Genomic DNA, 22,494 nt, shown 5'->3' with positions numbered 1-22,494 from the left:
TAAAATCTGTAACTGTGCTATTTCTAGAAAACAAAACCAGCTTTGGCAAAATTTAGAGTTTCATGTTGAATGCGAACGGGAGCATATTGGCAGATAATCGATCGAGCGCGTCGCAGTGGGCGCAAGAAGCTTTAGGGCTTCCCGAAGTTCAAGTACAAGCGCGTTTGCGGGGAAATCACCTGCACATTTTGTGCGAAGCAGCGCAGTGTCCGTCTCAAGAATTGGTGACGGCGAGATTTACCAGCGCCCTCGAACAAACTGATTTAACGCGACTGCTGCCCGATCGACCTAAAATTTACCAGTTGTTTCTGTGCGGCCGCAAACTCGGTTCCCGACAAAATGACTGGACAGTCCGGCTCGATTGCAGCAGTCCCCAGCGACAGCAACAGCCGCAGCAACCGGAACCAAAAGTTGCCGAAGAGCCGCCGCCAGAGAGTCCCGCCGACGCCGAACCGCCAGAAAGCCGAAAAAAAGGCGGATTTTTCGGCAAATTCAAGAATGACAACCGCAAACTCAAAGAGACACCAAAACCGGTAGAAACAGCGGCCCACCCGCCGCAAGTACGGGAAGAACTTGATTTTGACGCCGAAAGTCTTCCCATCGCCTCGCGGATTCAATACCCAGAAGCTTTTGAAACTTCCCCCGTGACGATCGACACTTCGGCTGCTGCGACGCGGGAAGCTTTTAGTTCCGCCGTTCCCCCGCAGCAGAAAGCGAACCGCGGCGCGGTGGCTTTGATTCAATCGCCGGAAGCCGACTCAGGCGCGGACGATCGCGGTGGAACGTTGACGGTTTCGCCGGAAACTTTGGCGCGCCGGGGCTATCCAGATGCGATCGCCAGCTATCTCAGCGAAATCCTCGGGCCGATGGGAGTTTCGGTGAAAGTAAGCATTCGCGAAAAAGAAGTCAAAAGCAGCCGGGAAAACCTGCCGGCTCAGGCGCCGGAAAATATCAAGCCCAAGGAACGCCGGCTGCTGGTGCTGTGCGAGTCAGCTTACAGCCCCGACCCTTCGTTGCTGGCAGAACCCATCGCCGGCCGGCTGCGGAAACTGCAACTAGAGGATTTCCGGGAAGCACTGATCGGCAGCCAAGTGAGCGGCGAAGCGAAGCCGGACTGGGTGCTGCGGGTGGATTTGACTTCGCCGGACAAAATTCTCAAGGAATGGGCCAGGTGGGGAGACGTACCTGCGATCGCCAAACTGCTAAACCAACACTTGGCAGCATCGAGAGTCGAAGTGCGGGCCACCCTCAAAGAAGCAACCCTCCACCTGTTTTGCAGCAAAACTGCCAAAAAAGGACAAAAGCCTAAACGGCAAGAATACCCCGACAAGCAGCAAACCACCGACACGATCGCGCCTTTGTTAGCTTCCTTCGCGCCCCAAGGCATCCGCGCAGCTACTATCTACGGCGTAGAACCAGCCAAGGACTCTCAGGCGGCGCCGGAGTCGCCGGTGTGGATAGACTGGGTGGACTTGCCAGCAGCCCACCACCCCGACTTGGCTGCAAGCGCCAGAACGCTGGCGGCCGAGGGCGACCAATTGGCTCTGACTTTTTTATTGAACAGGTTGCTCAACCCCAGTCTCAGGCGCAAGCTGGAAACAGGAGGGATTCGCGCTGTCGTGCTGCAAAAAGCCGACGTGCTGCACGTCATGACTGAAGCTCTGACTTGCCCTTCTCAGTCGAAGGTAGGGCCGCCGGTGGCTAAATTCTTGCGACAGTTACAAATTCCGGGAGTGGCAGGGGTGCGAGTCTACGGGCGTCGCGCCGGCCAGAAAGTGCCGCTGTGGCGCTACGCAATTGACCTCAGAACCGCGGTTGACGAGGAATCAGCGGCGACTCCGGCACCGGTTCCCTCGCAATTGGCTGTCTTGGCAAAGGAACCTGTGCCAGAGTTTGCGCCGGATGATGGGGCTTTTTCGGGTTTGGGCGACAATTTGGTGTTCGATGCGCCCGGGCCAAACCCCTGGCGGCCCCGCTTCAAAATCAGACTCCCCGGATACAATCTGGGCGAGCAGTTAGTTCAAGCTGCGGTGCAACCGCTTGTGGCTTCGGGTTTTTTTGTTCCCAACGATGGTTTGTCAACAAATGCTGCTGCGCCGGGGGGCGTGAGAGCCGATCGCGCCGCCGGCATGGCTTTGATTTGGGCGATCGCCGGCTGTCTGCTGACTTTCAATACCGATTGGCTCCTCGGTCTATTTCTGCAATCTGCGACGGTCAGTCAAGCTCCTAGCACTTCCGAAGTTTGCAGCGGCCCAAATTGTCAAAAATCATCCCCCAAGGCTTTTGGCGACGTTACAGCCCGACTTCCGAACGAAACCGCGAACCCCGTTCCCCCTTCTGGGGAGGTAAATTTGCCTCGAATTCCGTTGCAGCCCTCGCCGGAAGCGAACCAGGAAGAGGCTTTCAATGGCTCTGGGTTTACGAAACCGGGAAATATTAGCGTTCCTGTAGCTGATGTTTCTGCTCCTCCGGTGTTCCCTACTTTGAGGAGCGAGCAGCTTGACGACCAGATAGCGCGCTATCAAGAGTACATCCACCTGCACAAAAAACCGCCGGATATTTTAATTGTCGGTAGTTCGAGGGCGCTGCGGGGCATCGACCCGGCGGTTTTGGAAACAGCTTTGGCAGCTTCGGGCTACCCGGGACTGAGGGCTTACAATTTTGGGGTTAATGGAGCTACTCTCCAGGTTGTAGATTCGATCGTCCGCCGGATTTTGCCGCCGCAACAACTGCCAAAATTGCTGGTGTTGGCGGACGGGGCGAGGGCTCTCAACAGCGGGCGGCCGGATTTGACTTTTAGCGCGATCGCTTCTTCGGAAGGTTACAGGCAATTGAGCCGAGGTAGTTTTCTGATCCGCACCAATGAATTAGATGCCGAAGGATCGAAAGACAGTGCCAACAATCCGGTGGCGACTGCCACTGAATTGGTGGACAATTTGGAACAAGCTCAAGCTAACGTTCAGCAATTGGTGAGTCAAAAGTTTGTGGAGGGTTCTGCAACTTACAAAAAGCGCGATCGGCTCAAAGGGTTTTTGCGATCGCTCGCCAATCCATCAGCCCCTGTTGCAACCGAGATCCCTCAAGCCGCAGCCCTGGGCCCAGAAACAACGGAAAATGCCCAGCCAACTGCTGCGAGTAAACCAACCAGCGAGTTTCAACCAAACGGCTTTTTGCCGATCGATATACGCTTCAATCCTGATACTTACTTTCAGAGCCACCCGAAAGTATCTGGCTACTACGACTCCGACTATCAAGATTTTAAATTGATAGGCGAACAAGCTCTAGCACTCAAAAATCTGATCCAATTTACTAAGGTTCGCAACATCAATCTCGTGTTCGTGAATATGCCTCTGACTGAAGATTATTTAGACCCGGTGCGGACAGGTTACGAACAAGAATTCCGGCAATATATGCAACAATTAGCAGCTCAAAGCGGACTAATTTTCCTAGATAAGAGTTTATTGTGGCCCCAGGCGCGGGAATCTTTTTCCGACCCCAGCCACCTCAACCGTTACGGTGCTGTTGCAGTTTCTAAACGGTTGGCTCAAGATCCCATGATTCCCTGGCCAGCGAAACAATAGTTTTGACTTTTGAGTTTTGAGTTATTTTAGAAGTTAAACGATCCCAAAGTTGCGAGTGCGGCGCGACTATCTCAAAACTATTCTTTCCTGCGGCTACTGAAAATGAAAAGATTGATATTTCCTGAAGCTAGCAAAAATACACAGATAAAAAGTGCCAGAAAAAATCTGCCTTTGATATTTTTTATATTATCTTTAGCATTTTTCTGTTGGAGTTTGTATAAAGGTTTCTTTTTACCTTTAGCTTTATCCTCTCCGCCGCCCAGCCAGGAACAAAGTAGCGAACAGCAAACTCTGGAACCCTTTGAACAGGTTGTCAAAGACGCACAAAAGTTAGAGGGACTATTTACCCTTTACCGCAATCAAGCAACTAATAAAGTTTATCTAGAAATTACACAGCAACAACTAGACAAAAAGTTCCTGTGTTTCGTGACATTGGCTTCGGGTTTGGGGGAAGGCGGCATTTTTAGCGGATTGCCGATCGGCGATTTCTTGTTTCAACTGCGCCGAGTCCAAAATAACGTGCAGTTTGTCATACCAAATATCAATTTTCGCACCAGTCCGGGCGACCCGCAAGCTGGTTCGGTGGAAAGGGCATTTAGCGAGTCGATTCTCTATTCTTTGCCGCTCAAAAGCATTCATCCGCAAAAACAAACTCTGCTGATCGATTTAGGCGATTTGCTGATGAGCGAAAAGCGCGATTTACCAGGGGTAAAAGCGATTTTGCCGATGATTTTGGGCGCTGCTTACTCGATCGATGAAGACAAGTCTTATTTTAAAGATGTTAAAGCGTTTCCGCTGAATGTAGAAATTGCTTCTATTTACGGTTTTTCTAGCGATAATGACAGTGCGGTTAACTATTTACCTTCGGTTCCTGACAGTCGGGCTTTTAACCTCCGCATTCACTACAGTTTCTCGGAAGTGCCGCTAAATAACGGCTACCGCCCCAGACTTGCGGACGAGCGAGTGGGCTATTTTCTTACAGCATATAAGGACTTTTCTGACAAGAGCAGCCGGGAGCCTTTTGTGCGCTATATCAATCGCTGGCATTTGCAAAAGCAAATCCCGACGGCGCCGATGTCGCCTCCGGTACAGCCGATCGTCTTTTGGATTGAAAATAATGTGCCTGTGGAATACCGAAACGCAATCCGCGAGGGCGTTTTGGAGTGGAACAAAGCTTTTGAAAAAGCAGGTTTTACTGAGGCAATTCAGGTCAAACAAATGCCGGACAATGCTAAATGGGACCCGGCTGACGTTCGCTACAATACTATTCGCTGGTCGAGTTCTTTTGAGCCTGAGTTTGCTGGCATCGGGCCGTCTCGCACTAACCCGCTGACGGGGGAAATTTTGGATGCTGACATTCTTTTGGATGCTAATATTGTCCGGCAAATCAAACAGGGCTATCGGTCTTTGGTCGAACAAAATCGATCGGTATCTAAGAGTTTTCAAGGGCGAAACGGTTCTAATACCAATCCCTGTCAGTTCGGGATATATTCTCGCTATTTGCAGGTGCTAGAAAATGGGGATTTAGGAAAAAGCAGCGGGGAAAATGCTCAAGGTGGAATTGCTGATGATTTGCCGACTTTGGTAGAAAGATACCAAGAGCAAAAACGATCGCCTGTGTCGCGGTTGATGTCGAGTTCGGATATGTGTTTTGGGTTGGAATCGAGCCGCCAGTTTGCGATCGGGGCAATGTCGATGGATCTGTTGGAAAATGCAGCGCCTAGCAGTGGGACGATTGACAATTATGTTAATGAATATATCCGATTTTTGACTGCCCACGAAGTCGGTCACACTCTCGGTTTGAGGCACAATTTTCACGGGAGTACGATGCTGCAACCTGAAGATTTGAACAATACTCAGGTAACTCGCACGCAAGGTATGATTGCGTCGGTGATGGATTATGTGCCGATTAATTTGGCACCGCAGGGAACTGTGCAGGGCGACTATTATCCAACAATTGTAGGGCCTTACGACGATTGGGCGATCGAGTACGGTTACAAGGTGATTGGCGGCGTAAACCCGAACAGCGATTTACCAGCGCTGCAACAAGTTGCCAGCCGCGCTGCGGAACAGCAATTAGCTTACGCGCCGGATGAGGATTCTGTTGACATTCTCGATCCCGCTGCAAATACCTTCGATCTCAGTGCCAATATGCTGAGGTATTCGCAATGGCAATTGGATAATGCGAGGGCGATGTGGCAGCGTTTAGAAAAGCGAATTCCAGTTGGGGAAGACGGTTATAACGAACTGCGGGTGATGTTTGATTCGGTGTTCGGGTATTATCTTCAGCAGGTGATGAATGCGACTTTGTATGTGGGGGGACAGTCGTTTAATCGGATTCGCCCTGGAGATACTAATGCGAAGCTGCCGTTTGTGCCGATCGAACTTTCTCAGCAGCGAGAAGCTTTAGCAACATTAGAGAAGTACGTTTTTGCCCCGGATGCGTTTAGTTTTGCGCCGGAATTGCTAAACAAATTGGCGCCGTCGCGCTGGGAGCACTGGGGAAGTCCGGCTTTGGTGTTTCCTCTAGATTACCCGATCGGCGATCGAATTACTTTTTTACAGCGGTTTGTATTGCGGGTTTTGCTATCTCCGACGCGCTTGGCGAGACTGCGGGATGCGGAGTTAAAATCAGCGCCGGAAACTGCTTTGAGGTTGCCGGAAGTGTTGGATACTGTGCAAAAGGATATCTGGAAAGAGGTTTTGCAGGCGAAAAAGAAGATGCAAATTTCAACTTTTCGGCGTTCTTTGCAGCGGGAACATTTGGCTATTTTGATGGGAATGGTGCTGCGAAAAACGAGTGTTCCAGAGGATGCGCGGAGTTTGGCTTGGTACGAGTTGCGGCAGTTGCGAGAGGGTTTGAGCAAGAGTATTCGGAATTTGGATCGGAATGCTGATGCTTATACGCGGGCTCATTTGGAGGAAACGCGCGATCGAATTTCTAAGGTTTTGAATTCGCAGATTCAGTCGAATTAATTTTATAGCAACCGCTTTTGCGGTTGCTATAGTGTAAAAAATCTGTTTTACTTTGCATCAGAGGGGTAGCTTAGCAATACGATCGACCCATTCCTCTGCACTAGATGCAGCCCAAATCACCAGCAGTTCTTCGATGACAACTTCCATCGGTATTTTTCGGGAAACAATAATGACTCCAGCACTCTGATTTGTAGTGATTAACTCAGCAAATTCGGAGGGCATTGTTTTGCGATCGTGGCTGACGAGAACACGTCTTTGCTGTGCTGCAATTGCCAGCACGTCGGAATCTTTAACACCTTCTAACCCAGCAGCAAAGGCAGTTTGAAAGTCGATTGTAGATTCTCGTCGCAGTAATCCTGTGACGATTGCCTGATTTAAGTCAGCATCAGCTTGGTAGCGAATATTCAAGATCGCACCTGCTATCTTGCAGCCTTAGCTGCCATCAGTTTGTTGTACAAAGCTGGATCGCTGGTTTGTAGAGGTTGAGGCATGGCATCAAATGCAGCTTCTTCGGCGGCTAAGTAAGCGTCGATTTCAGCGCGGTTGGCTAGATAAAAAGCGATCGCGCCATAAACCTGTTCCAGTGTCAGTAGTGGGAAAGACTGAACAATAGTTTCGGGCGATAATCCTTGTTGGAAAACATAGGCGATCGAGTCAAGAGAAATCCGAGTTCCTTCAACCCAATAGGCATCATTCCGATACTCTATGTAAGTTTTAACTGCTACAACTGGCATAAATTTTTTTAGACTCTAACTACTTCTTATTGTAGACGGATTCGATCGCCACAAGCCTTTAAAAACTAAGAGAGCGATCGCCCATCAATTGGCAAAACCTCCGTTATCTCTGACTTTAACTAAGGGGATAGTGGATTGCTCTTGTAATAGATGAAATAATTTTATCGCAATTGCTCGTACAGTTCGTAAACTAACGATTGCAATTCTAATAATTTGCCAAGACTAAACTTGTGTCATCGCAACGATTTCAGCGATGGTTAATACCAACTGAGGAAACGTTGGAGAAACAATAATGGCTTCTCCTTGATATCCCTGTGCCTGATATTCACCATCGATTAAGCGGTTGATGGTCACCGTAGACTGTTTTGGAGAACCGATATACTGAACGCCTCCCAACCCTGCATAATCAACGATCCAATACTCGAGGATTCCTAAAGTTTCATACTCATTCAATTTGATGCGGTAATCATCCCGCCAATTCGTACTGACAACTTCGATCGCCAACGGAGGTGGAATATAGGCAGCAGCAGAGGCAGAACTTTGACGCATTCTAACCCATTCTTCCTTGGCAAACACCACAATGTCGGCTTTACGACTCGATTCACTTTCGCCCGGGGCAGCGTTCAATCTGACTTGTTTACTTTGTCGAGGAACGTAGGGAAGGTTCAAGGATTGGCAATGATCTACCAAGAGACGACATAAACCATCGACGACATCCTCATGTTTGGCTGTGGGTTCACTCAGGGGCATGGCAACTCCATTGACTAGCTCGAATGACCTACCTGAGTCGTCATCCCAGTTGAGAAATTCCTCGAAGGAAAGGGTTTTTTGGGCGATCGCAACCATTGATATTAACCTTTTGCGTAGGTTGGCTCTCTGTTGTCTGTTTCTAGCTTAACGTGAGGTAGAGAGATAGATCGCTTCTCTTGTAGGGTGCGTTAACGAAGTATACCGTAAACTTTGACACCTCTTCTCGGTTTTACTGCCCGCGTCCTGGTTTGCAATCTACAAAACCTAACGCTTCTGTGTCGAGAAAACTGGCGATCGAAGTGGCGATCGTCGCTGCGATCGGATATTCAATTTCCGCAGCACGCGCAATTAGAGCCGCTTTAATTCGTTCTGGCAAACGTCCCAAAATAACTTCGGCATCAGCAGGAGAAAGTTGTTCTTGAAGTTTAGCTTGCATGACATTCACCTTTGGGTTGGAATTTGAAGGTTGTACGGAAGTTCAGTTGGCCCGTTGTTAATTTAAAAACAACAGTCTGGTTCAATGCCGCTTTCTTCTGTAGTGTGCTTTGACATACGACCCATTGCTTCGTTGGTGTGCTTTAACATACACATAATCACTTTTATTAACTATTTTCTGATATTCTTCTATTGTGATACTTGATTTTGTTTTTTGAACAGGCTGTTGCGATGTTTGGCTCCTATAAGTAGAAGATTGCGATCGATTAACTTGAGATGAATTATTTATATTTTGTTTCAACTTTACAATCTCATCCTGTTGTTGTTTATAGTGCTCGTATAGATTCTGGTATTTCCAACGGAAATCCGATGTTTGAGAGTCTAATTGAGCCTGCTTCTCTTGAACTAATTCTGTTAAGTTTTGGATGTGGCTTTGCAAGGCTACTATATCTGCATTACGATTTGATATATCTCTCTGAAGTTCAGAAATAATATTTGTCAGGTTGGAAATTTCTCTTAGGCGTCTGTTTAAATCATTTGTGTCTTCTTGTTTGGCTATAAGTAAATTGTTAAACTCTTTGGATAAAAGACTGACACGATTACGTAACTCGTCAACCAGTGATTGATAGTTACTATCAGTAGAAGAGCTATCAGAAACTAAAAGTATTTTTGCTGATAAAACCTTCATTAATTCATCTATTTTATAAGCAAGACGAAGACGATAAGGACTAATTTTATTAGTATTTTGTACTATTTCTGAAGCTAATTTAGTAATTGCTTCCGAAATAATAATTTGCGACGGTTGCCTACTTCTCGTGAAAAGAATCAAATTAGTTAAAATTTTCTGTAGCTGTTCATAATCTTTCTCCGCCTGACTAGCCAAAAGAACACGAGCCGAATCTTGTATTTCGGCTAAAACACGATAACTTCGAGGTCTTCGAGGCTCTAGTTCTTGTAGAATTTCGCTTCTTTTATACTCTAACGCCTCAAGTGTTCTTGCAATCCTTTCATGATTTGCAGAAGGATCGGTACCAAGACGTTCTAAAATCCCTTCATATAACCATGCTTGAGACTCTAAGTTATTCAGTTTTTGAACTTGCTTCTTATTATTTGGTTGGGTAACTACATCTGTTCTTTGCAATTGCTGCTGTAGGCTATTAATTTTTGCTGAAATAGTACCTTTAAAACAAGCAAGCATTAAATCTAGAGCTTGACCAAAGGGAAAAGAATAGTCAGCTAACCAACCAGACAAAAACCAGAAAAATAGAGCGCACATCAAAAACATCACTACTTTGATGTAGTTAAGAAACCTTTTAAGGAAGTTTTTGTTTGGTTCTAAATCTGAATTTTGAAGGTCAAAGAAAAGTTGGTTAACGAAAAAATTGCTGTCCTATTTGTTGCCCAATAACTGTACCTGGATTGCTACCAACATTAACGTTTACACCTGAGTCGGTACTCTGAGAAACATTGGAGGTACTTTGTATCTGCTGATACTTCTTTATCAGCCTTTCTAGATCTTCTTGAAACTTTTTGTCCCACTCTGCTTCACTTAAGATCGCGGCTTCCAAAAGCTTGGGTTCAGATCCCTTGATTTGAAGTTTGCCTTGAAATCTTATTTTTAAGAAATCTAAGACATCTGCTCCCGCTTTCTCCAAAACTCCACCGGAAACTTTATCAATTGCCCAAAGTGCAATACTTGCTGCTTCTAAAGCTAGTACAGATAATTCCATGTTGGTAGCGATCCTGTGAAAACTGATTTTTTCTATATATCTACAATATCATACCAGACAGAAGCGCAGCTTTGAGATCGTCAACTTCCAAGTCTGGCAATTCTTGGAGAAACTCAAAAATTCGATCGCCTGCAGCCAGCAAATCTAGGATATCGATGACTCGAATCCGCATTCCCCGGATGCAAGGACGATCGCCACATTGTCTTGGATTCACTGTAATTCTGTCAAACAGATAAGCAACGGATGCTGGCATGGGTTAAAATTGTTTAAAATCTTTGTCTATAGCTTACTTCATTTATCGCCCCAAACTCACACCGCGATATAATTCTGCGATCGCTATGCTGTAATAGAGATCAGTCCCTTCCAACTTCCATAGTTTATGACCGCAGCAGTATCTATTGACATTGGTACGCTCATTACACGCACTCCCGGACTGCATGGCGGATGTCCCCACATCCTCGGTAAAGGCGTTACCGTTCGCCGGATTGTAACCTGGTACAAGCGAGGATTGAATGCTGAAGAGATTTGCGATCGCATTTCTCATCTCACTCTCGCCGAAGTCTACGCCGCACTCACCTACTATCATGCCAACACCGCAGAAATTGAAACTGATTTGATTCATCAAGCAGCAGAAGCCAAGCGTCTGGAAGCTATGATTGAGTAACAGCCATCAAAGGATTTTTTTGATCTTCATTCACTCTTTTTTTAACCGCAGATTCAGGCAGATTAACGCAGATTAACGCAGATGGGATAATGACTATTGCCATTTTATCATAAACAAAACCCGCAAGGTGCGGGCTTCATTTTGAGAATTGCAATTTAACAGAAGACTACATCACAACTGCACTAATTAAAGTGTGCACGTTTTGGACAACAGCAGTAGTCAAATTATGAGTCACAGGCAAACTGTCAACCACTATTCCGGCGCACAATAGCATCAGGTACAGAATAGAGTATTTGAAGAGCGATCGCGCAACAATCTTATCCTCTGGAGTCTGCAACAGCAACCAAGCTTTTTGGGCAAAAATAGCACCGAGGAAAATAGCTGTCCCCGCATACACCGCGCCCGCTAAATGCAGGGGATAAACCAGCAGCAAAGTTGCCGGAATCATCAATAGCGTGTAAATCCAAATTTGGCGGGCTGTCTCTTCGTCCCCCTCAATTACCGGCAACATCGGGACGCCTACTTCCTTGTATTCATCGCGAATCATCATTGCTAATGCCCAAAAATGCGGCGGTGTCCACAGGAATATAATCCCAAACAGCAGCCACGCACCCCAACTCAAATCTCCCGTCACCGCAGCCCACCCAACTAGCGGGGGAATCGCACCTGCTGCACCGCCGATGACGATGTTTTGCACGCTGTGACGCTTCAGCCAGTGGGTATAAATTAGGACGTAGAAAACGATGCCTGACATCGCTAGCAATGCGGCTAATAAGTTGGCAACAACTGTCAGCAATGTAAAGGATATTGTAGCTAGGGCGATCGCAAATATCAAAGCATCGCGCTTCTTGACGCGCCCGGAAGGAATCGGCCGCCACCGGGTGCGTTCCATAATATAATCGATGTCGCTGTCGTAGACACAATTAATCGTATTCGCCGACGCAGAAGCTAAAGCACCTCCAGTAATAGTTGATACCAGCAATAGCGGGTCTACTTCTCCTTTTGCCGCCATCCACATTCCTGCTGAGGTAGTGATTAGCAGCAGTAAAATAATTCTGGGTTTTGTTAGTTGATAGTAACTTTTCACCACTTGCGAAAAGTTTTCGTGAAGGCGGGGGCTGTCGTTGGTAAGAATTTCTTGCATCGGTTGTAAGCTGTTAGTAATTATTTGCGAATTCGTCATTAGGTTGGAGTGGCGGGTTTTACGAGAAATATTTGGTGTAGCTACAAGGATTAATAAACCCGCCGCCTCTTACTTTAGTCTTATCTGTCAAGCTGATAAAACTCGATCGCGCCAAGCTAAAACACTAAAAGCTATCAGGGTTCCCAGCAAAGCAGCACCAACTGCTTGGTGGGCGACTGTCAGCGGTTCTACCTGAAGGTGCAGCCGGAAAGTTGCTAATCCCAGAACTAATTGAGCAATTAGGCAAACACTCGCCCAGTTAGCCAGTTTTCGCAAGTTGGGACTCAGTGCAGGCTGTCGCCAAGCCATGACTGATACTGCTAAAGTCGCTGCTGTAGCTGGTACGATACCGGCGATGTGGCTGTTCATTACCGAGCACAATTCTGAGGAGCTCAAACATTGGTGCAGTGCCCATCTAGAGCCTACTAATGCTCCTAGCAAACTTTGCAGGTAAACTAACAATGCTGCGATCGAACTTACCCAAGCTAATTTGCCCGTATTGCCTGTAGCTTCGTAGGGAGTCAGCATGAAACCGATGACTAGCAGCGCGCCAAAAAACAGTAAAGCTGTTCCCAAGTGAGCAGTAACGATGTCAAATCTCAGCAGTTGTGTTACTGTCAAGCCGCCCAATACGCCTTGAAAAACGATTAAAAATACTGCCCCAGCGCTCGCCCAAGGCAGCCATTTTGGCAGGCGGCTGCGGTAAAACAAAGATAGTCCTAAAAGTGCGATCGCGCTTAAGCCGATCGCTGCTGCGTCCAAACGGTGAAACCATTCCAGAAACACCTGCAAATTCATTTGCGCTGCGGGTATTAATTGACCGTAGCACAGCGGCCAGTCGGGGCAAGCGAGCCCCGCATTCATGACTCGCGTGGCGCTGCCTACAGCCATTAACAGCCAGGTTGCGATCGCAATTTTCCACACTAAGCCGCGGATAATATCTTTTGGCTGCCACTGCACTCCTGCTGCTGCGTTTGGCTGATTTACAACTGAGTTTGCCATGAAATTTACCTTAGCCTTTGTTGTCGATCGAACTTAATTAAATATTGAGGTTTTGCTGTGGCTGAGCTTAGCCGAGCTTAACACTCTTTTTCTCTGACAAACCGTCATGTATACTACCTTAGCGACATCGCAATCCAATTAGTTTGTCTTTAGAAAATTTTTAACTTTCCTTTTTACATTACAAAGTATTGCAGCTATTTTTATAAATTTCAACAAACTTTAATTATTTTACCGAAGTCCTTGCTGTTACAGGCTCCTTTGCTGTTGAACATCGAGCAAAACCTAAAGATATCATTAAGAATAAACTGTTTTTCCATCTTTATGATATGGAAATTCAAGAAAATCTAAAATTGCGATCTCGCTCGTTAGTCTAAAATAACTTAATAAAAATGTCAAAATATAAGTAGAGTAGCTTTTCTGACTTCTGACTTCAACATCAGAAGGAACGCTCGATAATTAATCCGTATATCGGTGTAAAAACATCTGAGAGTGCCTTCCTGATTGCTTCTAACTTCGTTATTTCTAAAATTTAAAATTGTACAGCTATGTCCCAAAAAAACGAAACCGCTGTTCTGGTATTATCGCTCTTAATTACGATCGGGCTAGCCGGTGCAGGTATTTGGTGGCTGACAAGCCGAGGCGGCATCAATCTCGGAGGTTTATCACCCCAAAATCAGACATTTCCCCAGTCTCCGACGGGGAATTCCCCGCAATCAGAGCAGGCAATTCAGCAGCGTCTGAGTGCTGGCCAAAAACTGTTAATTCCAGATCAAGCAACAACAACCAAACAAGCAGCAGTACAGGCGATCGCATCTGGCAACTATAACGCAGCTATTTCCGACTTACAAGCTTCGCTGAAAACCAATCGCAACGATCCCGAAGCACTAATTTACCTCAACAACGCCCGCATCGGCGATCGAAAATCCTACACAATTGCCGCCGCAGTTCCCATTGGCGGCGATATCAATGCTGCTCTAGAAATTATGCGGGGGGTAGCTCAAGCTCAAAATGAAATCAACCAAAGCGGCGGCATTAGCGGTACTCCATTAAAAGTGTTAATTGCTAACGATGACAACAACCCAGAAATGGCGGCACAAATTGCCAGCGCTTTAGCAAATAACTCGGAAGTTTTAGGAGTAATCGGACATTTTGGTTCAGATACGACGCTAGCAGCCAGCAAGATTTACCAGCAAAAACAATTAGTAGCAATTTCTCCCACAAGTACCTCTGTGCAGCTCTCAGGATCTGCCAAAAATATATTTCGGACAGTGCCGAGCGATCGGTTTGCGGCTAATGCTCTTTCGCGCTATATGGTGGGAAAATTGCAAAAGCAAAAAGCTGCTGTAGTTTTCAATTCTGCCAGCAGTTACAGCAAATCTTTAAGAGATGAATTCACCACGGCTCTTTACGGAGATGGAGGACAAATCGTATCCGAATTTGATTTTGCTAAGGGCAATTTTAATGCAGCCGATAGCGTTAAAAATGCGATCGCCCAAGGAGCAGAAGTGATTCTGTTAGCATCCAATTCAGCCACAATCGACCAAGCTTTGCAAGTAGTGCAAGTAAACGCGAAACGGCTGCCATTACTAGCGGGAGACGGTGCTTATACTGCTAAAACACTGCAAATCGGTGGCGCAGGAGCAACAGATATGGTGCTAGCTGTTCCTTGGCACATTCTTGCAGATCCGCAGTCAAACTTTCCCCAAACATCCAAACAACTTTGGAATGCTGAAGTAAGTTGGCGCACAGCTTTAGCCTACGATGCGGCGATCGCGTTAATTGCCGGTTTAGGGCGCAATCCGACTCGTACAGGCATTCAACAAGCGTTATCGGCCTCAGATTTTTCGGCAAATGGAGCATCGGGTCCGATTCGGTTTTTACCTTCGGGCGATCGCAATCGCGCAGTTCAGTTAGTAACTGTTAAACCGGGAAATCGCACGAGTTACGGTTACGAGTTTGTGCCGCTATCCGGTTTATAAACTATTGGCGATCGCCAAATGTAGGTTATAATATTCATTGGTAAGTTCGAGGGCTGGTAAAGCAAAAATACTTACAAGAAGAGTAGTTATCTGCAACTAGAAAACTTGTATGGTAAAAGATCGGTTTCATGGTGTTGTTAAGACTGGTTTAGAAAAGCAAGGTTGGCAGATTACGGCCGATCCCTATGAAATTAATGTTGATGATGTAGATTTTGAAATTGATTTAGCGGCGGAACAACTTTTAGCCGCCCAGCGAGATCATCAGAAAATAGCTGTAGAAGTTAAAAGTTTCATTAGCCCATCCAATGTTTCAGATTTTCATACTGCATTGGGACAATTTCTCAATTATCGCGATGCGCTTGAAATGATTGAACCCGATCGCCGCCTCTATCTAGCGGTGCGATTGCCAATTTATGAAAGTTTCTTTCAACGACGGTTTATTGTGGCTGCGCTTGGGCGATATCAACTACGATTGATGATTTATGATGTGCAACAGGAGGTTATTGTTCAATGGCTGTAGAGCAATATCGGCAATACATTCGCCATCTTCTTTCAGAACGGCGAGAGCGCATTTCGATACAACGCAACGCGCAAGAATACGAAGTGCAAACCCTTTTTGATACTGAGCAAGATCATTATCAACTTCTGTATGTTGGTTGGCGTGGAAATAGACGCGATTTTGGCTGTATTCTGCATCTTGATATCAAGGGTGGAAAAATTTGGATTCAGCATGACGGTACTGAAGTCGGAATTGCGAACCAACTCGTAGAACTGGGAGTGCCTAAAGAAGATATTGTTTTAGCATTCCATGAACCGGATGTACGCCAGTTTACTGATTTTGGCACCGGGGAAGCGATCGCCCTCAGTTTCGGGTAGCTAAATTAGGTGTAACCGATTGGGCGAAGGAGTTATTTCTGCTACATAAGATTGACATAAATATGACTTATACCAATTTTTTATGAGGCTGCATAGAATCAGATCCCCCTAGCCCCCCTTAATAAGGGGGGGACAAGATTCCGCTCAAAGTCCCCCTTCTTAAGGGGGATTTAGGGGGATCGAGATATGTGCAACTTCACATTAAATTGGTATTACGCAAAAAACCCGGTTAATCTGAAAAATAGTGGATTTCTAGCCTGAGAGATTGACGCAGAAACCGGGTTTTTGCCCCTGCATACGTCCAGGAATGATAAATCTCAAATTTTCAATTCATGTCCCCAAAAAATCAGGTATCAGTAGTCAAGCAAAATTAATTATATATTTTTCCCCTAAGTCTCGAAAGATATTTGACACCGCCACAACGGGAGCATCTCATATTTGTAAAACCACTTCTTCTGCCTCCTTCCTTCTTCCTCTTTTCTCCTGGCTCCTGACTCCTGACTCCTAACTCCAATTTCTAGCTTGGCTGCAAAAGTGAGATGCTCCCGCCGCAACTACATTCTCTCATACTTACTTCTGTTTGATTACTACCAAAGTAATGTCATCAAATACTTTTTGCTCGCCGATGTATCGCCGCAGGTCGTCAATAATAGCTTGCTTGATTTCTGCTGCTGACTGTTCCCTGTTAAGGACAACAAGTTCAATCAATGGCTCGATACCGTATTCATCTTTATTCATATCAAAAGCTTCGGTAATTCCATCGCTGTAGAGTACGACAACATCCCCCGAATTTAACTGTATTTCAGTAGTAGCAATGAAATCGGCAATATCTGGTTCCAAGGCGATCGGAAAGCCTAACTCCATGGTATCAATCTGCTCTACTTCGCCGCTAGAACGCACGACAATAACCTCTTCGTGCTGTCCGCTCAAACGCAGGATGTTGTCCCCCCGATATTCCAGCAAAGAAAGGCTCATACTTTTACCGCAATTCATGCGCTCTACGTTGTCAAAAAGCGTTTGGTTGACTGTCTGCAATAATTTAACTGGGTCGGTTTCATTGTGAACCAATAAAGTGCGAATTGCTGTTTGCGCCATAATCATTAACACGCCGCTTTCTAAACCGTGTCCTGTCACGTCGCCGATGCCAATTGTGGCTTTACCGCCGTGATTTAGTACGTCGTAGTAGTCGCCGCCAACTTCATCAGCCGGTTCCATGAATGCAGCAATTTCTAGCCCTTCAATTGACTCTAATTCCTGCTGTTGAGGCAAAATCATTTGTTGCAGGCGGCGGGTTACGTCTAGTTCGGCACTCATGCGAAGGTTTTCTACTTTTAGCCGATCGTTCAAACTCAATATTTCTGTATTAGCTTGGGCTAATTCTGCGGTGCGATCTTCTACTTTTTGCTCTAAAGTTCGGTTGTAATCTTCTAATTGTTCGTAGAGACTTGCATTTTCAATTGAGATCGCAGCTTGAGCGGCGATGATTTTTAAAGTTTCCACTCTTTCCGAGGTAAATGCGCCGATCGCCAAATTATTTTCTAAGTAGAGAATACCACCTAGTTTGCCTTGATTGAGTAGGGGAGTGCAGAGAATCGATTTGGGCTGAGTAGCGGTAATGTAAGAATCGCGGGTAAATTGTCCTTCATCGGTGGCGTTATTTAATACTACATTTTCGTGGCTGCGAGCGACGTAGTTAACTATGGCGGTTGATAGCAGGGGAATTCCAGTTGCAGGGTCTACGGAATCTAGGGGAATGGATTGCATAATGGTAATGCGATCGCGTTCTACTGCTGCTTCGGCTTCAATCGCCCAATTCCCGCCTTTATCCAGAATCAGAAAACCTTTTTGGGCGCCTGCATTTTCGATCGCAGTTTTCATCACCTGGTTTAACAATTGTTCGAGAACGATTTCACCGGAGACAGCTTGGGATGCTTTCATTACTGCGGCAAAATCCAGTTCTTTACCTGATTTTCCACCGGTTGTTGTAATCGGATTATTGGTATTTTGCGTATCTGTGGCAGTTGAACCAAGCCACTCGAGATATTTTTCATCTAAATCTTCTACTTTGCGTTTTGCTCCCCAGAGTTGATAACGTTGGTATGCTTTTTTTAAATAAATTTGGGCAAAATCGTGTTTTTCTTGGGCAAACCAAAACTTGGCGGCTAGTTCGTTGGCGAGTGCTTCATCCTGAATAAACTCATTTTCTTTAGCCAACTTAATTGCTCGATCGTATAAGTCGATCGCTTCATACCAGTTACCCGATATGCGGGTCATTTCTGCGGCTACTAAAAGATACTTATGCAGAAAAATTTCCGGGCAATTATTTGCCCAGTTTTTCACTTGCGCTTGATTAGCTTCGATTTTAGTCCAGTATTCTTGTTGCTCTTCTGGAGAAACAGATGGATGGAGTGCAGCTAAAATCAGGGAATAGTAAAAGTTGTAAGTAGAAGCTTGAATAGTGCCAGAAATAAACGCTAATAGTTCCTGCGCCTTGGCTATAGATGCTAATGCTAATTGCAACTCGCCATATAAATAGAGAACTTGAGCCTTGAAAATGTAATAATAGCAGATTGCGTTTGGGGTTCGGCTAACTTCCTCTGGGTTTAGATAGTCGGATTCCTGAATCTCATCGCCACCAAAATAAACCTTATCTTGCGTTTGTCCGAGCAGGTTTTGTAAGATTATTTTCTGTCCCAAGGTGCAATCAACAGACCATTGGTTTTGGGTCTTTTGACAGAAAGGGAGAATGTCAGATGCCTCTTGAGGAAGTAAAGATAGATTTTTGCCTTGGTAAATTCCATTTAATAAAGTATGAGTCATGCTAAAGCCAGCATATTGAAGCATACCCGACTGTAACCCAGCCTCAATTGATTCTGCGTTAAGACTTTCAGTTTGCTTGATGTGCTTAACCCATGACAAAGAAAAATCTGCAAGGAAATTAGCTGTTTGGCTGATCGAGTATAAATCCTCGAACTTTTTACTTAAGTGATATCCTAGCAGGGTGAGTTCGTAACTTAACTGATAGTTTCCTAACATTGTCTGCAATGCACCAAATATACTGTAGCTAATTGCAGATTTGGATGTATGGCCGTATTCAACGCTCAGATTGGCTGATTTAGTCATTACGACGCCGCAACTTTCGGGAGCGCCTAAGTAGGTGGGAGGGAACATTTTTATCAGTAGCTCTAAGGCAATCTGCTGGATCGGGTCTTCCATTTCTGGATTGTCAATCAGCGAAGCAACTTCTCGTTTTCCTAAAATTTCGCTAAACTTAGCTAATTCAGCTTCAACAGCTTTGTCAAAGTCGCAATCTGGAAAGTCGATATCCAATTGCGCTAAAGCTGTTCGACCGACTTGAATCGCCTCCAAGTATTTGCCCTGCATAGTATATAGTTCGATTAGCAAATAATAGAATTCCGAGCGATCAGTTCCCGATTTTGCTTGCGGGAGTGACTGTTCGATTAAAACTTGAGATTGCTCAAAATTTCCATTGAGATACTCAACTTCTGCGAGTTCTTTGTAAAGGTCGATCGCCATGGCGTAACGATCTTGCCAAATCTCTCCCGGAAATACATCATTGGCAAGAATTAGATAGTCTCTGGATGCCGTATATGCAGTTGCTTCGTTGGCTTTTTTACCAGCGCGTAAATTTAATTGTGCCAGTTCGATTTTTTCGGACTCTCTCTCCAGTAACCCTCGACCTTTATTGAGATGATCGACTAAGGTAAACAGTTTTTCTCCTAACTCTGCTTTACCAAGTTTGGTCAGCAATAATCTGCCAATTTGAAGATGTACGGACTGCTTGCGATCGTCATCAATTAGCGCATAAGCCGCCTGTTGTACGCGATCGTGTTGAAACTTATATTCCTCGATGATTAACGCAGATTCGAGCGGTGTTTCTGAAGATGTAGTTTCTAGAGATGAGGTAGGCTGAATTAAACCTAACTGAATTGCTGGTAAGAGATCCTGACAAGTTTTTTCAGCGGATTCTTGACAAATTTTGCAGAGAGTCGTGAGATCGAAGCGATTGCCAATGCAAGCAGCTAAATACAATGCTTGTTGAGTTGCTTTTGACAGTTTCCTCAGTTTTTCGATCGTTAAGTCAACTACATTGTCTGTGATGCCCAAAGCTTCAATTTGAGCGATATCCCACTGCCAAGATTTCCCGGTGCGATCGAAATTTACTAAGTTTTCTTCATAAAGAGTTTTGAGAAATTCATTAATAAAAAATGGATTTCCAGATGTTTTATTATCGACCAATTCTGCTAGTGGTTTAACGTTTTCTAGATCCTGGTGAAGCGCATCCGAAATCAGTTGAGTGATTTCTTCAACTTGCAGAGGAGTGAGGATAATTGTGTTGACTATCGCGCCTTGTTCTGCTAAGCGATCGCGCATTTTTATTAAGGGGTGATTGAGATCGACTTCGCGATCGCGATAAGCACCGATGCACATTAGATAGCCCAAATCGCGATCGCTCATTATCAGTTCCAGCAACTTGAGCGTTGCAGAATCAGCCCATTGCAAATCGTCAAGGAAGATAACTAAAGGGTGCGCTTTCTGGCAAAAAACTTGCAGGAAATTTAGGAAGACTGTATTGAATCGATTTCGGGTTTCTGTGGGTTCTAGAAGCTGCACGGGAGGCTGAGAACCGACAATTCGTTCGATTTCGGGGATGACATCAATGATGACCTGTCCGTTAGCTCCAAAAGCAGCTAGGAGTTTTTCTCGCCACTGAGCTAATTGAGCATCGTTTTCACTCAGCAGTTGTTGAACTAAAGACTTAAATGCACATGAGATCGCATAATAGGGAATATTGCGCTGAAACTGATCGAATTTACCAGAAAGAAAGTAACCGCGTTGTTGGGTAATTGGTTTGTAGAGTTCTTGTACCAGCACTGATTTACCAATACCAGCATAACCCCCTACTAGCACCATTTCAGTTGACCTGTGACTTGTTCCTTCCGCAATTCTTTGAAAGGTTGAAAGTAACGTTTCTATTTCCGCTTCTCGTCCGTAAAGTTTTTGCGGAATTGCGAAGCTATCGGAAATCTCGTAACGAACAAGAGGGAAATCTAAAATCTCTCCGTTTTGCTGTAACTGAGTTAAACATTCGTTTAAATCTCCTTTCAATTCCAAGGTATTCTGATACCTATCCTCTGAAGTTTTAGCCAGCAACTTCATCACAATATTGGAAACAGCGATCGGAACTTCTGGATTAAGTTCATGGGGAGGAATCGGCTGTTTGGCAATATGACAGTGAACTAATTCCAACGGATCGTCTGTTTCAAACGGAAGTTTCTGGGTGAGTAACCGATAAAAAGTTGCGCCTAGAGAGTAAAAATCTGTGCTGCGATCGAGGACACGATTCATTCTGCCCGTTTGCTCCGGCGACATATAAGCTAAAGTCCCTTCTATAAGATGGGGATTTTTAATTGTTGGATTTTCGCGGGTGAATTTTGTGGAAATGCCAAAGTCAATAATTTTGACTTGTCCGGTTTGGGGATTGTAAACAATATTAGAAGGGTTGATATCTTTATGGATAATATTAGCAGCATGAATCTCGCCAAGTCCGCGTGCAATCAGGATGGCAATGGAGAGAAATTCTGCCAGCGAGAATGTTTGAGATTGTGTCAAAATATCGAGGGATTGTGCCCCAAAATCCTCCAAAACCATCGCCAGGGTATTTTTATATGGCAATAATTCATAGACTTTGATTGCGCCATCAATTTGGAGGGAGCGGGTAATTTCGTATTCTTGTTTGTATCGAGTTAATTCTGAGGGACTGGGATAATCTTCCTTGAGAATTTTCAGGATAACGGGATGATGGCGAGATTTATGAACAGCCCGATACACCAATGAATTAGAGCTTTCGTAAATCTTGGAGAGAATCTGGTAGTTGTCCATTTCAATCATTCCTGGGTTCAGTTCAATCCATAAAAACGAGCAGGGTTATCCCAAACAATTTTATGCACAATTTCCTGAGAAAGTTGCTCTTCTAGAGCTACCACTTCCTTAACCACATCGGGCTGATGATCCATGTGAGGATAATCAGAGCCAAAGATTAAGTTATCTGAACCGATCGCGTCTATCAGTTGGGCTAAATAAGGCTCGGAAGGCTCGATCGCAATGAAGCACTGGCGGCGAAAGTATTCTGATGGCTTCATTTTGACACGATCGACCACTTCCCATTGCAAATCTTCATATTCGCGATCGAGTCGCCACAGCCAGTAGGGAAGCCAGCCGCAGCCAGACTCTAGCAATCCCACTTTCAGTTTAGGATGACGCTCTAAGACACCGCCTTCGATCGGGGAAAGCAGCGCCATCATTTGTTCCATCGGATGAGAGCAAGCGTGGAGGGCAAATACAATGTTGAAAGCGATCGGCTCCAGCAGTAGGCGATCGGCTGTGAGTCCCTTCGTGTAAACTAACAGCAATTCCCAACTCTTCACACGCCGTCCAAAAAGGTTCGTAAGCGCGATCGCTCAGTAGTCGTCCTTTTACAGGATTCTGGGGGGGTGACAAAGAGGTCTACGAGATAGACTGTATAAGGGTTGCAGCCCGCATACCTTGTTGGTAAAAGCGGC

At 45.4% G+C, this 22,494-nt stretch carries 17 protein-coding genes; 6 read left to right on the top strand and 11 right to left on the bottom strand.

Going from position 1 to position 22,494, the window contains the following annotated elements; all coding sequences use genetic code 11:
* Positions 1–62: 62 nt before the first annotated feature.
* Positions 63–3,581 carry a hypothetical protein gene (locus QUA13_RS22680; RefSeq protein WP_333202111.1) on the top strand — a complete coding sequence of 1,173 codons (3,519 nt, stop codon included), beginning with the start codon at positions 63–65 and terminating at the stop codon, positions 3,579–3,581.
* 102 nt (positions 3,582–3,683) lie between these two features.
* Positions 3,684–6,557, top strand: coding sequence for a zinc-dependent metalloprotease (locus QUA13_RS22675; protein ID WP_333202109.1), 2,874 nt, complete (start codon positions 3,684–3,686; stop codon positions 6,555–6,557).
* 57 nt (positions 6,558–6,614) lie between these two features.
* On the opposite strand, the gene QUA13_RS22670 is transcribed toward QUA13_RS22675, so the two are convergent.
* From QUA13_RS22670 to QUA13_RS22640, 7 genes are all read right to left on the bottom strand, one after another.
* On the bottom strand, positions 6,615–6,965 hold the full coding sequence (locus tag QUA13_RS22670) for a DUF5615 family PIN-like protein (RefSeq protein ID WP_333202106.1): 351 nt from the start codon (positions 6,963–6,965) through the stop codon (positions 6,615–6,617).
* 11 nt (positions 6,966–6,976) lie between these two features.
* Entirely contained in the window at positions 6,977–7,291 is a 315-nt protein-coding gene (locus QUA13_RS22665; protein WP_333202104.1) for a DUF433 domain-containing protein, read from the bottom strand.
* Positions 7,292–7,513: 222 nt separating this feature from the next.
* The gene (locus tag QUA13_RS22660; RefSeq protein ID WP_333202102.1) at positions 7,514–8,137 is read right to left on the bottom strand and encodes a Uma2 family endonuclease; all 624 of its coding nucleotides are present in this window, start codon (positions 8,135–8,137) and stop codon (positions 7,514–7,516) included.
* Between the two features lie 133 nt (positions 8,138–8,270).
* Complete coding sequence (locus tag QUA13_RS22655) at positions 8,271–8,477, bottom strand: hypothetical protein (protein WP_333202099.1); 207 nt, start codon at positions 8,475–8,477, stop codon at positions 8,271–8,273.
* Positions 8,478–8,558: 81 nt separating this feature from the next.
* A complete protein-coding gene (locus QUA13_RS22650; protein ID WP_333202097.1) occupies positions 8,559–9,764 on the bottom strand; it encodes a hypothetical protein in 1,206 nt (401 codons plus the stop codon).
* Positions 9,765–9,846: 82 nt separating this feature from the next.
* The gene (locus QUA13_RS22645; RefSeq protein WP_333202095.1) at positions 9,847–10,206 is read right to left on the bottom strand and encodes a hypothetical protein; all 360 of its coding nucleotides are present in this window, start codon (positions 10,204–10,206) and stop codon (positions 9,847–9,849) included.
* Between the two features lie 40 nt (positions 10,207–10,246).
* Positions 10,247–10,459 (bottom strand): DUF433 domain-containing protein, encoded by a 213-nt coding sequence (locus tag QUA13_RS22640; protein WP_333202093.1) that lies wholly within the window; start codon positions 10,457–10,459, stop codon positions 10,247–10,249.
* A gap of 126 nt (positions 10,460–10,585) precedes the next feature.
* Between QUA13_RS22640 and QUA13_RS22635 the strand changes: the two genes are divergently transcribed.
* Positions 10,586–10,870 carry a DUF433 domain-containing protein gene (locus QUA13_RS22635; protein ID WP_333202091.1) on the top strand — a complete coding sequence of 95 codons (285 nt, stop codon included), beginning with the start codon at positions 10,586–10,588 and terminating at the stop codon, positions 10,868–10,870.
* Between the two features lie 166 nt (positions 10,871–11,036).
* Here the strand turns inward: QUA13_RS22635 and QUA13_RS22630 are convergent, their stop codons facing one another.
* Positions 11,037–12,014 (bottom strand): heme o synthase, encoded by a 978-nt coding sequence (locus QUA13_RS22630; protein ID WP_333202129.1) that lies wholly within the window; start codon positions 12,012–12,014, stop codon positions 11,037–11,039.
* 126 nt (positions 12,015–12,140) lie between these two features.
* Positions 12,141–13,055 (bottom strand): heme A synthase, encoded by a 915-nt coding sequence (locus tag QUA13_RS22625; RefSeq protein WP_333202088.1) that lies wholly within the window; start codon positions 13,053–13,055, stop codon positions 12,141–12,143.
* A gap of 545 nt (positions 13,056–13,600) precedes the next feature.
* Here QUA13_RS22625 and QUA13_RS22620 point away from each other — a divergent pair.
* The 3 genes from QUA13_RS22620 (at position 13,601) to QUA13_RS22610 (ending at position 15,910) form a co-directional block, all read left to right on the top strand.
* Positions 13,601–15,034 (top strand): ABC transporter substrate-binding protein, encoded by a 1,434-nt coding sequence (locus QUA13_RS22620; protein ID WP_333202086.1) that lies wholly within the window; start codon positions 13,601–13,603, stop codon positions 15,032–15,034.
* Positions 15,035–15,143: 109 nt separating this feature from the next.
* A complete protein-coding gene (locus tag QUA13_RS22615) occupies positions 15,144–15,554 on the top strand; it encodes a XisH family protein (RefSeq protein WP_333202084.1) in 411 nt (136 codons plus the stop codon).
* Positions 15,545–15,910 carry a XisI protein gene (locus QUA13_RS22610; protein WP_333202082.1) on the top strand — a complete coding sequence of 122 codons (366 nt, stop codon included), beginning with the start codon at positions 15,545–15,547 and terminating at the stop codon, positions 15,908–15,910. Before QUA13_RS22615 ends, QUA13_RS22610 begins: the two co-directional genes overlap by 10 nt.
* A gap of 570 nt (positions 15,911–16,480) precedes the next feature.
* Here QUA13_RS22610 and QUA13_RS22605 read toward each other — a convergent pair.
* Both QUA13_RS22605 and QUA13_RS22600 read right to left on the bottom strand, forming a co-directional pair.
* Positions 16,481–21,814 carry an AAA family ATPase gene (locus QUA13_RS22605; RefSeq protein WP_333202080.1) on the bottom strand — a complete coding sequence of 1,778 codons (5,334 nt, stop codon included), beginning with the start codon at positions 21,812–21,814 and terminating at the stop codon, positions 16,481–16,483.
* Between the two features lie 17 nt (positions 21,815–21,831).
* Positions 21,832–22,359 carry an amidohydrolase family protein gene (locus QUA13_RS22600; protein WP_333202078.1) on the bottom strand — a complete coding sequence of 176 codons (528 nt, stop codon included), beginning with the start codon at positions 22,357–22,359 and terminating at the stop codon, positions 21,832–21,834.
* Between the last annotated feature and the right edge of the window lie 135 nt (positions 22,360–22,494).

It is taken from the genome of Microcoleus sp. S28C3 (genome assembly GCF_036700785.1).
GTDB classification, from domain to species: Bacteria; Cyanobacteriota; Cyanobacteriia; order Cyanobacteriales; family Microcoleaceae; genus Microcoleus; species Microcoleus asticus.
Note: the sequence above shows the minus strand (reverse complement) of the source record. Positions and strands in the feature narration are given on the sequence as shown.